Raw genomic sequence first — 12485 nt, 5'->3', positions numbered from 1 at the left:
GGATCAGCTCGTAATGACGATCAGGTCGCTGGCTTCAATTGGGAAGCCCAGCGCCGGCAGGAAGGTGATGATGAGCGGCGTGGCTGCGGAGCCGTCGCCGGCGTACGAATAGTCGACATCGAGGGCGAGCAGCTGACCGTTGATGTGCAGGTTCCAGCTGGCCGGCATCGCCACACCCGAGACGGTCGCGTCGGTCATGCCGTCGGTGGCCGGGATCCGCAGCCGCACCGGCAGCAGCGCGGCCTGCAGCGCCTGCAGCACCTGCTGCTGAGTGGCTTCCAGCGACAGGTCTGCTGTTGAGCTGCCCGGTCCGCCAGCGGTGGATGTGACACCGAGATCCTCGGTGGCCAAGGTGGTGGCGTAACGTGTCCAGAACCACAGCGGCTCGCCGGTATACGCCACCTCAAACCGCTCCAGGACCAGCACGACGCGAGCATCCTCGTCATCTGGCACAGCACCGACATAGAACAGCGTGTTGCCTTGGATGCGCGCCTGCAGCGCGTAGTTGTTGCCCGCTGTCATGCCGGCGGTTACGTCGACGCGAGTCCACTGGTCTGCGGCCAGCGGTATTTCTTGCAACATTGTCATGATTGACCCTCTGTGTCTTCGAACTGCCAAGCACCGATCCATCTCATCCGGCACCACTTCTCAAGCCGCGACCTCATGCATACCCAATGGTGACCGCCGAGAGAACGCACGTGGAATCGGAAACGACTTGCTGGGTGGTCTTGAGCCGAATCCTCGTCCGGACGCTTAGCTCGCCCTCCCGTTCGTATGCGTTGGCGGCAGACAAGGTAGGCAGCGTGAGCGACGCTCCATGGGAACTGGAGCAGTCCTGCCAGACCGGAGCCCCGTTGGCGACGTCGCCCTCGCCGGTATGCACCACATCGAACTGCACTTCATAGTCGCCAGCCACTCCTCCAGCTGGCAGCCAGACGCCCGACGCCGGCGGAGAAATAGTGATCGCGCCGTGAGAGTTGCCGCCGGTGAAGAGCCAGTCGCCATAGCTCCGAATTTGGAATGAGACCGTGGCGGTCACGGTTGGCTGGTTCGTCAACGCAGCATCGCCGACACCAACCCACCGGCCATCGACCCCGGCCAGCGCCAGGCTCACGCTGCCCTTGGCGGCAAACCAATCACGCCAATCGCGCCCCTTGCTTACACGCCGCGTTTCGAACGCGATGGGCGCCCCCAGTGCAACGGGGGCATATCGAGCACGCGCGTCCTGCCCGTGTATGAGCACACCGGCGTCCTGCGGGTCTGGTGCGTTGGAGCCGAGTGGCTCGAACAGATCATCGGGATCTTGTCCCTGAAATCGAAGCAGCGTGGTCATGGCGAAACCGGCACCTCGGGATACTGCGGCCACCAGGCCGTCAATGCCTCGACATCGCCGGCAATCAGGATCCAGTCGGTGCATGCGCGGCGCCACGCAAATACGAGGCCGGCTGCTTGACTGTAGAGATCGGCCTTGCCCACAACGGAATGGCAGAACTCGGCCTTGTCGGTGTCGCCACGCGCGGTGTCGAGAAGTGGAGTCGGCGTTGCTGGATCGGCGAGCCATGCGTTGGCCTCGGCCAGCTGCACCGGCCAACTGGCAACTTCGGCAACCGGATAGTCCGACAAGATCGGCGCAAGCTCAGCGTCGACGGCGAGCTTCAGGCGCGCGACTGCGGTCGTCTTGGCTGCTTCCAGCGTCGGCGGCGGCGAATCGTCGCGGATAGGCGCATTGCCCGCGGCAAGCCAGTCCAGGTAAGTCCGCCATTCCCTCGTATCGCCCGCGCGTAGGATCTCGGTGCCGGCGTCGGTCAGGTGCAGGATCTCATTCGGGTCATTGGAGATGCTCAGGTATTCCATTGTTACCCCGCCAATCAGAAGTGGGTGATGACGATTACGACACCGGGAGCGCCGTCGCCGCCCTTGCCGCTGAGAAAGCCGGTGCGAGCCGCGCCACCACCGCTGCCGCCGGCGCCGTACTTGCCGCCGTTCCCACCGTCGCCGCCGTTCCCAGAGATGTTCGAGCCACCGCCAGAGCTGCCGCCACCAGGCAATAAAAAGTCGAGGCCGTCTGCCCCGTGGCCGCCGCCCGCTACACCCCAGTCGGAGTTGTTCGATCCAGACGAATCCCGCAGGAAGGGGTCGGTAGAGCCACCGCCCCTGGACTCGGCATCGATTGCGGTAATGCCGCCGCCCGAGGCACCAGCCGGCGCGCCCTTCGCCACGACGCTGACCCCGGCGTATGCCGAAATATGGACTGCGCCGCTGCCGTTGTAGCCGCTGGCATTTGCAATCGTCGACCGGCCGCCGTGCAGCTCACCCACACCGCCGTCTGTGCCCAGTCCCGCAGTCACTCTGTAGGGCGGCGCAGAGCCGGGGCCGGCATGAAATGCCGACGAACCTCCGGGCGAGCCCGCCACTGAGTTGCCGCTGGATGCGTCCGCGCCCTTTCCGCCTTTGCCGACCACCACCGCGCAGCTGTCGTTGACCATGGATGCGGGCAGCTTCATGCGAGTGATCGCGCCGCCCGCGCCGCCATTGCCGCCCTTGGCAACGACGCCCGGGTCGCTCACCTGGCCACTGCTCCCGCCGTTGCCGCCACTGATGAGGATGAACTCGACAGACACTGCACCGGCGGGCTTTAGGTAGGTGCCGTTGTCCTCAAAGATCTGGACCGTGGATGACGCAGCCGCGCCAACATCGGCCGCGGTGAGCACGACGTCACCGCCCTTGCCGTTGACGCTGGCCACCTGACCTTTCGTGTCCGTGTCTTTCCAGTCGCCGTCACCCCAGATCCACTGTGTATCGGTGCTTTTGACGATCGCGTGGTCGCCATCGATCGCAGCAGGATGGGCGGCGCGCAGGGCGTCAGGCGTATCGAAGACACCCTTGTCCCGAGAGCTCTTGTCCGTCAGCTCTGCAAGACGCGCCTCGCCATCGTCTAACCGAGCCTCGTGAGTGGCAAGCGCATTGTCCTGAGCGGCTTGGGTGGACTCCAGCGTGTCGATTCGGTCATCCAACGAACCGAGCTCCGCGTCTTGGGCGACCTGGCTTGTCTCCAGAACGGTGGCGCGATCGTCGATCGCCTGGACGGCGGTTTTCTCTGCCTTGTTGTTATAGAGCGCCTGGAGGTTTGCATCGGCCTCGGCGGGCGAGAGGTCCGAGCCTTTTTCCTCGCGGAGAAGCACGTAATCCGGCATGGTCTGTCCTTCTAGTTTTCTACACCGCGGTGCTTTACGGGTGACTCACGATGCCGTTGAAGGTCACATCACTAGCGACGCTCTGCGGCGCGGTCGTGACCGTGTCTAGCTTGTTACCCAACGCGGTGTTGATGTCCCCGATGGCCGCGACGATCGGCGCGAGCGCCGCAGCGATTGCTGCGTTCACCCACTGCGTGTTCGCGATGCTCTGATCGTCATCGCCGACCGGAGCCGTTGGCGCTTGCGGATCGCCACTGAATACCGGCGAATCGAGCGACAGCGGGAGCTGCGCCAGTCGCCACTTGTTGATCGAGGCGTCGTAGATGGCGGTGATGTAGCCGCCGGGAGCGACGTCGCCGGCCTGTAGGGCCGATCCATCCGGCCGTACCAGAGGGCGGGGCCCCAGTAGACCGCCGGCTGTCATGCCCAGGTCGATAGTCGCCGCGCCGGTATTGGCGAACGCGGGTCGAAATGACACGGCATTGCCGTTCAAGCCGGTGAAGTCCGGCGGCAACGGGAACGTGTTGGCGCCGGCGTGCGGCGTCAGCTGGATCCCATTGACCGCTCCGCCGTCGATGAAGATTCCCGCACTCCTTCCGGCAATCGCCACAGCCTGGGCGATCTGGAGGACGTCGGTCAGTGAGGAACTCAGTGGCAGCCCTGCCCGCCTCACAAGATTCTCCACCTCCTGCGCGAGGACATTGAATTCGTCGGCCGTGAGATGGCCGGCGGGGCCGGCGGTGTTGTCGATCTTGGTCTGGAAGTCAAACATCGTGATCTCAGTGATAGACGAAGACGAGCCGCACATTGGCGGGCGTGATGCGCTCGAAAATGCATTCGAGCAATGGGCTCCGATACGCTCCGAGCGGTATCGGAAACGCGTATGGAAAGTGCGGGTGGGTGAACCCGGTCACGTATACGTACAAGGTGAAGCGCCCGCCATCGGACGAAAAGTTGAGCGGAAACCGCAGCGGGAAAGTCTCGACTGCAGCGCCAGGCTCGACTCGAACGTCCAACCCAGTAAGAGCGCGACCCAACTCTTCGAACTCGGCCTTCGTCACAACCGGCGTGCGCCGCAGCCGTGCGATCACATCGGCGCGCCGGTCCTCCAAGGACTTGCTGGCCAGCGACACGCAGGCGCTCGGCAAGCCAACAGAGGTCTCCCACTCGCGGATCAGCTCCGTCGCCTTGGTGATGTCCAGCTCCGCATCGAGGCGAGCGACCAGGTCCCGGAACAGACTGAAGGACGCCGCAACACCCTCGACGAGCGCGCGGATGTTCGTGCCGGGAATCCGCTTGGCCATCCACGCGCGGCCCTCCGGCAGATGTTCCGCCAGCTTGTCCGGCATGGTCGTGGGTGATTCGAGCTCGGCCTCGCACGCCACCCAGCCCGGCTGTACCCAGCCAGGTTCAACCCAGCAGTTCTTCATGCGAAGGTCACCGGCCCGAGCGCGGCGATGCCACCCGGTGGCACCGCGATGTCACCGGCCGGCGTCGACAGCGAGAACGCGGCAAGGCCCTGCCCCGTCGTCAGGTCGCGCGTGGCATACAGCGCCGACAGGTAGGTGGATGCATCCACGGATTCCTCGAAGTCCACAGAATCACCGAATACGGCGGTCAGCTGCGCTTGGATGGCCGCGCGCATGGTCGAGGTGTCGGGTGTAATCGAGGTGAAATTGAAGTCGACGGTAACCAGCGTCGGCGCCATCACGTGGACGTCCTGCTCGCGCGTGTGCGCCGGAAGCCGCCCGTCGACGATGACGGCCTGCTTGGTCTGGTCCAGCACCACCTGGGGTGGAGTGATCGGCGAATCGCCGTCGCGCACTACATAGACTGCAGTCTCACCCGGCGCCGGCTGGAACCCGGCCACCCCTGGCGTTCCTGACCCCGCGGAGTTCGGCCGGACGACGAACACCCGGGTATTGCCCGGAATGCTGAGCGCCGCCAGTCGGACCTGATCCGGGGTGTACACGCCCTCGAGCAGCGATCGGCTCAGCAGGATCCGCGCCCGGTAGGCCCCATCGCTTTCGAGGTCGGCACCACCACCGACACCTGAGGGCTGGACGTAAGCACTGCCGGTGATGCCGGGAATCGCAGTCTGGAGCGTCAGAAGCGCGCCAGGCGGAAGGTTGCCTGCGCTTCCGGGCACCTGGGCCTGCACGGGAACTGAGGCATAGGTCGCCGCGGCCGTGATCGTGCCGGCTGCGGGGGTGGCCGGCGCGCCGGACACCGCGTAGGTGAACGTCACCGCGTCGAGCACGGCAACGACCTTGAGCCCGTTGTAGGCGATGTCCGAGGCGCCGGTGACCTGGACCGACATGCCGGTTGCAAACCCGTGCGGATCCGCCGTAGTAGCCGTGGCGATGCCACCGGTGCGGACCAGACTGGCCACGGGGAAGACATTGTTCTCGACCGCCGCCGGCAGCGAGGTCAGGTACCCACCGCTGTATGCAGTGCCCGCCGGGATCAGCGTCCCGTACGTGCCGGGCTGGCTGATGGTCCCTGCTGCGGGCGTCGGCTGCGTGCGCGACAGATTCTCGTAATTGCCCCACCGATCGAGATACTCGTCGGTCGCGGTCTGCGGAAACGCCTGCCGCTCAAGATCCCGAACCAGCAGGCCTTGCGTGAAGGCCAGTGCCCCGCCACCGGTGATGAACGCTCGTGCCCATGAACCGGCGACGGTCGGATCAATCTGGGGCAACTGGCGCCGCAGCTCGGCGATACCGACTTCAACGCACTCTTCAAGCGACGGGTATTGCAGCGACACTGGTGCTTCTCCATAGGGCATTGAATCCAGTGACGGAACCGTCCTGGTTGTGCATCGCGATCTCGATGGTCACGTGGTGCTGGGTCGGCACGACCTTGACGTCGATGGACTGGACCGCGCGGTCCTCGACCATCCACGCCAATGCGCCATACACGGCTTCACGCAGGCCGTTGACCGTGCGCTGGTCCATGCGGGACTGCTCGTAGACCCACGCCGTGGAGCCCAGCTGTCGGAAGCCCTCCTGCAGGACATTGCCGATCCAGCCGCGGCGCGATCGCGGATCGGCGACCTGCGAAGCAGCCGCGCGCGCATCAGTGAACAGCGACACAGGGATCGCCGTTTCGAAGCCGCCCGCCGATGCGAAATCCGCCCCGTCCAGCTGTAGGTCATAGACCAGCTCGCGGCTGGCACGAATGAGTACGTCCTGCTTCACTACGGCGGCCTCGGCGTTATTCCGACGCCAACGGCAGCGGGATTGAGACGCTGCAGTTCGGAATCGCGGCCGCCGCGGTCTGGATCGCATCGGAAAGATTCGCGATCTCTGCCGTCATTTCCACCAACTGCTGGGCGTATACGGTGTACGGCCGAACGTACGGCGTGAGGAACGCGGTGATGAAGTCAGTGATCCACGTGACGATCTGATCAGGGTTTGCGCCTGGCGCCGTCAGCAGCGCAAGGACAGGTTGCAGAAAGGCCATCTGCGCCGTGATGGCGTCGATTGTCGCCGTGAGCGACGTCGACAGCTCTGCTGTAAACGCGTTCAGCTCCTCGCAACTTTTCATTCCTTCGACGCGGCGCGTCAGGGCTGCGAAGTACTCGGCATTGACGATGGATGTGGGCTGAGAACTCACATTGGTTCCTAGAAGATGTTGACGATGATTCCGTCCTGAACCGTGACGGTCTGGCCGGTTGGAGTTGTGAATGAGCCGCTGGCGCCTGTGCCGGAAGAAAGGTTGTCGCTAGCGGCAACGCTGCCTGTGACCTCGACACCACCGGGCGAAATGGCATAGGTCTTTTCCGTGTTCAGCTCTACGGCGCGGTTGCTCTTGAAGTAGAGGTAGTCACCTTCGTCAGTGCAGACCGCTACCTCACCTGGCTTCAGGTCCCTGAGTGTCCGCGATGGCTGCGCGTCTGCAATTCCAACCTGATTGGATTCGTCATCCATGATCGGGAGGAGCACCACTTGGCTGCCGCGTGGAGGTGAGTGCACGAAGCCGTACGGCGCGAGCAACTGCACTACTTGCTGGCGGCCGAGGAACGAAACCAGCGCACGCCGAAAACGCCCCGTATCGGTGACCGACACGAGGGTTGCCATTTTGATCACGTGCCCCCCTTAACTTGACCCAGTGGTGAGGAGGCGCTCGAGCTCGTCGTCTCCGTCCTTGGCCCGCGCCCGTCGCCGGCGACGCGTTTGCGGGACGGTCGTGTATGCCTCTTCCGGCGCCAACGTCATCTCGGAACGCGAACCGCCGCTGATATCGACACTGATCGAGATCGATCGCAGCAGCATGTCGCGCTGCACGCCATTGAAGTCGTCCTGCACGCGGATCAGGTCGCCAATCGCCCACGGCGCGCCGCTGGCCTGACTGTCGCCCTGCACGCTGGCCCGGTACTCCGTGGAGCGCGCGCGCCGCAGGTTCGCTTCCTCGTTGGCGCGGCCGGCCAGATCGGAGGCAGTCATCGACCCCTCTCCCTTGATCTCCAGGTAGCGAGTAACGCGCACCTGGCTGTCGATCGCGGATGCGGTTCGGGAGGTGCCCTCGCCTTCCGATTCAAGACCCGGCAGCGCATCGTCGTCACTGGATGGGTTGTCCTGGACACGGACGACGTACCGATGAAACCGGTCGGCCAGCGTCAATCTGAGCGAAGCCGTCATGACATTGTTCTGCTCGCCGGACTTGCGATGCAGCAGCGGTGTTTCCGCCCGAGAGCCGGTCGGCCGCCAGAGCACGAGGTTCCCGTCGCCGTCGGAGATCAGGTAGACCTGAGCCTTGGCCGCGTACTCCTGCAGGAACGCCGAACACGACTGCCCAGAGTCCGCGGACTTGATGTCCTTCTGCGTCTTGCTGGCGCGCCCACCGGATCTATCGATGACCTTGATGCCGAGCTTCAGCGCCGAGACCACCGCCTTGGCCACCGAGAGCATGCTCAGGTTGCCTGACAAGGCCTTGGCCGCGTCCGGAACCGAGCTGTCGACCAGGTCACCGACCTTGTCGCGTCCCGACACGGCGATGGTGTGCCCGTCGAGCGAGCCAGAAGCCTCGATCTCGTCCGCAAAGCCGGACAAGATGTTTCGCCCGCCTTGCAGAATCTGGACGGCGTCCCCGAGCTTGATCGGGAATGACCCGGGCCCCTGAGACGACGATTCGAACCGAAACGACGCGCAATTGTCGTCCAGCGATCGCGACACGTTCGCAGACTTCCACAGGCGCCACGTGCGCCCGTTCACTCTGATCTCGAACATCCCTCAGCCCTGCACTGTGACCGCAACGTCGCCCACAAGCGCATCAGCGGGCAACTCAGGGTTCAGATCCCGCAACACGTACGCGCGGTCGGTGATCGCCGCCGGCGCCGTCAGCTGCTCGGCGTAGAGACCATACGAAAGCGTCAAGGGCGATACCGCGACCGGAATCGCCACGCTGGTCACCTGGTAGGCGCTCTGCAGCTTGGCGGAGATCACATCGAGTGCGGCCAGGCGCACGCCCCGCAGGGCATCGCGGACAGGCTGCAGGGTTGCCAGACCTTCCGGGGCATAAGCGACGTCGCTGTAAGCCGTCTCCAGCGCATCAATCGCCGAGAGGATCTCCGCCCGGGTACCGTAGGCAGCGCTGGCCGCCGCCTCGAAGGCGACCGTCAGCGAGGCAATTCGCTGGGAATCTACGAACAGCTGGCGCGCTTGGTTGCGCTGGATCCGCTGAGCCGTATCCGCCGGCCACAACGAGGTGCCCGGTACCGGCTCGATGCGACGTCCAGCTTCGATATCGTCCTCCCGGATGGGGAGGTCACGACCGAATCCCCGGGTGAATGACAGCGCCTCGTGGAGCGAACCGGTCGCGGAACTGGATACGGTCGAGCCAATCGATACCAGGCTCCACAGCCCCGGCTCCAGCTCAGAGTTCGAGAACAGCTTCCCGGCCAACTGCAACGGGTTGGTCAACAGCACCGGCGCCGACAAGGTGAGCTCGCCCACCAACAGCTGGATGTCGGCCAGCACCGAAGGGTCCACGACGCCCAGAAGCAGGCCGATGTCCTGGACTGCGTTCAGCAGGTCAGACACCACCGCTTGCTGCCCGATCGCGTCCAGATCGGGCACGCCAGCCAGCCCGGCGTAGCCGGACTGCAGCGAAGCGCGCGTCGAATCACCGGCGCTGAATACGTCCTCGATGTTGGGGTCCGCGATACCGGGTCCGGAGCTCGGCCGGCCACTGGCGAACTCCAGGTCGAACTCGACGATGCCGAGCGCCTCGTGCTTGACACTCTTCTTGTAGGGCAATGCCCAAACCGTGTGCACCCCGAAGCTCGGGAGCGACAGCCTGCCGGCGCCAGGCTCGCTGAGCACACGCTCAAGCGCCTTGGCCTTTTCCAACCAATCCGCGCCATGCACGAACGCAGCGATGGAGAACTGCGCCGGAATCGAGCCAAGATCTTCGACGAAGCGCTCGTCGCTGTTGGGATACTCGTGCGGCACCGTGCGGCGGCCGGACGCAGGCAAGGACTCCTCCCGGACCCGGAAGGTGACGCCCTTGAAACTGGCTTCGAGCAGCTGTTCGAACATCACTTCTGGGTCCGAACGTTCGTTCCGGTTGCGAGGTTCGCCTTGTTGACCGTCGCCGAGGTCCCCGGCTCAGCCCGTACGACGACTTCGATCTGGCTCGGCGGGGGGGGCAGCATCGCCGGCGTTGCGCCCGGCGTACCCGCGCTGTAGGTGGGGAGGTTGTATGCCGCGGCACCACCTGCGGTCACAAGCTGTTGGCGCGCGGCCTCGGCCCTATCCACGGGCGAGCCCGAAACCAGTTGCTCCTGTCCGCCCTTAACCAGGTAGATGGGCGTTCCGCTACCGGCATGATCGCTATCGCCTCCCCATTTCGTCCAGCTTTTCATCATGGACTGGTCGAACTGCTGACTCATCTCGCGCGACTTCTGATCACGAGCGTTGTAGATGTCGTCGATCTCGCTCCATCGTCCAGTGATTACTGCCCAGATAATCTCTCCTATCGCGCCCAGCGTGTTCAAGAACTGCCGCACGGTGAATATGGCAGTCGCCAACACAGTGCCGACCATCTTGCCGATGAACTCAAACAGGTAGCCGACGGCAGTGAACAGGGTGTCTGCAGCACCGGACGTTAGGCCAAAGTCCGTCGCCAGACCGCTCAGCTGTTCGCGAAATGGTTCGCAGTAGACCCAGGCTGCCAGTATCGCGGCGCCAATCGCCGCGACGGTGCCGGCAACCACCAGGCCAACGCCTGCCAGCGGAGCCAGCATCAAGTTGACCATCGCGATTCCGCCAGCCAACGCCAGTGCCGCAGCTGTAGCGCTGGCGGCGATCGTGATGAACTGGGTCAGCTTTGGATTGGCATCAGCAAAGGCATTGATCTTCTCTACCGCCGTTGTAAGGCTGTCGATGAATCCTTTACCTACACCTTTATCGAAGACCGTGGCCTTCAGGTTCTCCCACTGCGCCCTGAATTTCTGCGTGGAACCAGCCATGGTGCGCATCTGGGTTTCATACTCGCGCCCAAGACCACCCACCACCGAAGGGTCAGACACCGTTATCAATGCCGCTTGCAGCTCATCTATGCGCTGCACCATCTTCTGGGCAGTGTCGGCGTGTTCCGTGCCGAAGACCTTCTTCAAGACTTGAAGTTGCTTCCCTTCTGGAAGCTTCTTCACGATCTGTGCAAACTTGGTAAGGCCTGCGACAGCATCCTTTCTCATCAGCGCGCCAAATGATCCCTTCATCAACTTCAGCTTCAGCAGCATGGAGTTCAGGGCTGTCGCTGCCACAGCAGAGTCCGGCTCCAAATTGCTAAAGAATCCAGCTGTCGCTGCCTGAACCTCAGTCGAGTAACTACGCAACGATCCAGCTGATCGCTGCAAGATGTCATACATCTTCTGGTTACTGGTGTTTGTCTTGTCCGCCATCGCGTTGACTTGATCGCCAAGCATCCGCATTGCTGCCATGTCATGGCCCAATTGCGCTTTGATGGTTCCGAACACTGAGCCAGCCTCGTCCGCGCTCGCGAACTCCGCAGCTACAGCCCCCTTCGCCGCAAAATCGAGGAAATCGGCCATCTCACCCAACTCCACGCCGGCCGACAGGGCATTAGCCGCCATGGCATGAAGTTCTGCTTGGGACTTTGCAAGATGCGGTGACATTGCGGCGACGCGCTTCTTCCAGCTCGCGAGACTGGCGTCGGTCAGGTCCGCTAGCCGTTTGACATTCGTCATCTCCGTCTCGAGGTTCATGGCCGCCCTAGCGCCAGCGTTTAGCGCCGCGCCAATCCCGAGCGCGCTACCTCCAGCGGCCAGGCCCTCCAAGGCGGCGTCACGCCCACCGGCCCTGCCACGCCCAGGCGCAAAAATACGAGGAAGGTTCGCCATGCGAACCGAGCCAACTTTTCGCATGGCAGCGGCATAGCGCTCGGCATTGAGCGCCATACCTTGCAACTGGCTGTTGACCTTGCCGAGGGCAGAAACGCCACTCCTCGCGCGACCGGCGGCCTTGTCCACCCCCATCATGGATGCTGACACGCGGTTCATCGACGCACCCATCCGCGCCGTCATTCGATCTACCTCTTTGACCATCTTGGCCAAGGGCGCCGTGAACTTGTCAGTGGCCTTATAGATGTAGTTGATCGTGAACGCCATTTGGCTACTTCTTCTCTTTCGCCGCTTGTATCGCGGCGGCCCGCTTGCGATTGATCTGCTCAATCTCGGCGCAGACCACGGAAACCTCATCGAGGTCGAGTGACAGCGCGTCAGCCAAGCCAATCGCGCCGTCGGTCGCCATCGATAGTTGAACTGCTTGCCTTAGGCGGTCGGCACCGTCGAGGAGGATCGCTCGATGAAATTGGCCAAAAAACTTACGGTCATCCGCTCGATGTCCTCGTACGGGATGCTCGCCAAATGGACTTCGCTGAGTTGGATATCACCGTCAACGGCAGCAATTCCTGGCATCTTCACCAAGCGGATGAATGCTCCAATGATGGCCTCGCTAAGAGTGCCGTCCATTCGGATCATCAGATTAATGAAGGCCGCCCGGTCCTCTGCTGTCGGCTCGGTTTCCTGCTCGTTCTTTACCTCTATGCCCTGCCGCGACGCTCGCTCCGAGGCCTGAAACATTGCCTGGGTGTAGTGCCCCTTGAGGGCCGCCGTTGCGCCAGCGTGCCTGTACATGGGCTCCTTGAACACAATCAGCGTGGTCTCGCCCGCCTCGCCCCCTGCGCGGGCGAATTTGACGGGGGTGGAGAGGTGGAACTCGTACTCTTTCATTGCGTTTCCTGAGTTGGGCATAGGGACGTGAG

The 12485-nt window shown here is 63.5% G+C and carries 15 protein-coding genes; all 15 read right to left on the bottom strand.

Translation table 11 applies throughout. The features are described from left to right. Positions 1-3: 3 nt before the first annotated feature. Positions 4-588 carry a hypothetical protein gene (locus ACFOPO_RS16630; protein WP_386704667.1) on the bottom strand — a complete coding sequence of 195 codons (585 nt, stop codon included), beginning with the start codon at positions 586-588 and terminating at the stop codon, positions 4-6. A gap of 73 nt (positions 589-661) precedes the next feature. Further along, the gene (locus ACFOPO_RS16625) at positions 662-1333 is read right to left on the bottom strand and encodes a hypothetical protein (protein ID WP_386704666.1); all 672 of its coding nucleotides are present in this window, start codon (positions 1331-1333) and stop codon (positions 662-664) included. Next, on the bottom strand, positions 1330-1854 hold the full coding sequence (locus tag ACFOPO_RS16620) for a hypothetical protein (RefSeq protein ID WP_386704664.1): 525 nt from the start codon (positions 1852-1854) through the stop codon (positions 1330-1332). The genes ACFOPO_RS16625 and ACFOPO_RS16620 overlap by 4 nt, the downstream gene beginning before the upstream one ends. 14 nt (positions 1855-1868) lie before the next feature. Further along, positions 1869-3194 carry a hypothetical protein gene (locus tag ACFOPO_RS16615; protein ID WP_386704662.1) on the bottom strand — a complete coding sequence of 442 codons (1326 nt, stop codon included), beginning with the start codon at positions 3192-3194 and terminating at the stop codon, positions 1869-1871. 34 nt (positions 3195-3228) lie between these two features. After that, complete coding sequence (locus ACFOPO_RS16610) at positions 3229-3966, bottom strand: hypothetical protein (protein ID WP_386704661.1); 738 nt, start codon at positions 3964-3966, stop codon at positions 3229-3231. Positions 3967-3973: 7 nt separating this feature from the next. Continuing rightward, complete coding sequence (locus ACFOPO_RS16605) at positions 3974-4624, bottom strand: putative phage tail protein (RefSeq protein ID WP_386704659.1); 651 nt, start codon at positions 4622-4624, stop codon at positions 3974-3976. Continuing rightward, positions 4621-5961, bottom strand: coding sequence for a baseplate J/gp47 family protein (locus ACFOPO_RS16600; RefSeq protein WP_386704657.1), 1341 nt, complete (start codon positions 5959-5961; stop codon positions 4621-4623). The genes ACFOPO_RS16605 and ACFOPO_RS16600 overlap by 4 nt, the downstream gene beginning before the upstream one ends. After that, positions 5936-6394: a phage GP46 family protein gene (locus ACFOPO_RS16595; RefSeq protein ID WP_386704655.1), complete on the bottom strand. Its 459-nt coding sequence runs from the start codon at positions 6392-6394 to the stop codon at positions 5936-5938. The genes ACFOPO_RS16600 and ACFOPO_RS16595 overlap by 26 nt, the downstream gene beginning before the upstream one ends. Before the next feature lie 16 nt (positions 6395-6410). Next, positions 6411-6812: a hypothetical protein gene (locus ACFOPO_RS16590; protein ID WP_386704654.1), complete on the bottom strand. Its 402-nt coding sequence runs from the start codon at positions 6810-6812 to the stop codon at positions 6411-6413. An 8-nt stretch (positions 6813-6820) separates the two neighbouring features. Continuing rightward, on the bottom strand, positions 6821-7276 hold the full coding sequence (locus ACFOPO_RS16585; RefSeq protein ID WP_386704652.1) for a phage baseplate assembly protein: 456 nt from the start codon (positions 7274-7276) through the stop codon (positions 6821-6823). Positions 7277-7294: 18 nt separating this feature from the next. Then, positions 7295-8425, bottom strand: coding sequence for a phage baseplate assembly protein (locus ACFOPO_RS16580; protein ID WP_386704651.1), 1131 nt, complete (start codon positions 8423-8425; stop codon positions 7295-7297). A gap of 3 nt (positions 8426-8428) precedes the next feature. After that, positions 8429-9736 carry a DNA circularization N-terminal domain-containing protein gene (locus ACFOPO_RS16575; RefSeq protein ID WP_386704650.1) on the bottom strand — a complete coding sequence of 436 codons (1308 nt, stop codon included), beginning with the start codon at positions 9734-9736 and terminating at the stop codon, positions 8429-8431. Beyond that, positions 9736-11829, bottom strand: coding sequence for a phage tail tape measure protein (locus ACFOPO_RS16570; RefSeq protein ID WP_386704648.1), 2094 nt, complete (start codon positions 11827-11829; stop codon positions 9736-9738). The genes ACFOPO_RS16575 and ACFOPO_RS16570 overlap by 1 nt, the downstream gene beginning before the upstream one ends. A gap of 4 nt (positions 11830-11833) precedes the next feature. Continuing rightward, a complete protein-coding gene (locus ACFOPO_RS16565) occupies positions 11834-11971 on the bottom strand; it encodes a hypothetical protein (RefSeq protein ID WP_386704646.1) in 138 nt (45 codons plus the stop codon). 20 nt (positions 11972-11991) lie between these two features. Next, positions 11992-12453 carry a hypothetical protein gene (locus ACFOPO_RS16560; protein ID WP_386704645.1) on the bottom strand — a complete coding sequence of 154 codons (462 nt, stop codon included), beginning with the start codon at positions 12451-12453 and terminating at the stop codon, positions 11992-11994. Between the last annotated feature and the right edge of the window lie 32 nt (positions 12454-12485).

This window comes from Lysobacter sp. GCM10012299, from assembly GCF_042649405.1.
Lineage (GTDB): Bacteria > Pseudomonadota > Gammaproteobacteria > Xanthomonadales > Xanthomonadaceae > Lysobacter_J.
The sequence above is the reverse complement of the archived record's forward strand: the minus strand, read 5'-3'. Positions and strand labels throughout refer to the sequence as shown.

Bases quoted from the DNA above. Each gene is read 5' to 3' on its own strand.
- ACFOPO_RS16620 (WP_386704664.1), bottom strand. From the start codon at position 1,854: ATGGAATACCTGAGCATCTCCAATGACCCGAATGAGATCCTGCACCTG.
- ACFOPO_RS16570 (WP_386704648.1), bottom strand. From the start codon at position 11,829: ATGGCGTTCACGATCAACTACATCTATAAGGCCACTGACAAGTTCACG.
- ACFOPO_RS16615 (WP_386704662.1), bottom strand. From the start codon at position 3,194: ATGCCGGATTACGTGCTTCTCCGCGAGGAAAAAGGCTCGGACCTCTCG.
- ACFOPO_RS16605 (WP_386704659.1), bottom strand. From the start codon at position 4,624: ATGAAGAACTGCTGGGTTGAACCTGGCTGGGTACAGCCGGGCTGGGTG.
- ACFOPO_RS16575 (WP_386704650.1), bottom strand. From the start codon at position 9,736: ATGTTCGAACAGCTGCTCGAAGCCAGTTTCAAGGGCGTCACCTTCCGG.
- ACFOPO_RS16580 (WP_386704651.1), bottom strand. From the start codon at position 8,425: ATGTTCGAGATCAGAGTGAACGGGCGCACGTGGCGCCTGTGGAAGTCT.
- ACFOPO_RS16625 (WP_386704666.1), bottom strand. From the start codon at position 1,333: ATGACCACGCTGCTTCGATTTCAGGGACAAGATCCCGATGATCTGTTC.
- ACFOPO_RS16560 (WP_386704645.1), bottom strand. From the start codon at position 12,453: ATGAAAGAGTACGAGTTCCACCTCTCCACCCCCGTCAAATTCGCCCGC.
- ACFOPO_RS16565 (WP_386704646.1), bottom strand. From the start codon at position 11,971: ATGGCGACCGACGGCGCGATTGGCTTGGCTGACGCGCTGTCACTCGAC.
- ACFOPO_RS16585 (WP_386704652.1), bottom strand. From the start codon at position 7,276: ATGGCAACCCTCGTGTCGGTCACCGATACGGGGCGTTTTCGGCGTGCG.
- ACFOPO_RS16630 (WP_386704667.1), bottom strand. From the start codon at position 588: ATGACAATGTTGCAAGAAATACCGCTGGCCGCAGACCAGTGGACTCGC.
- ACFOPO_RS16610 (WP_386704661.1), bottom strand. From the start codon at position 3,966: ATGTTTGACTTCCAGACCAAGATCGACAACACCGCCGGCCCCGCCGGC.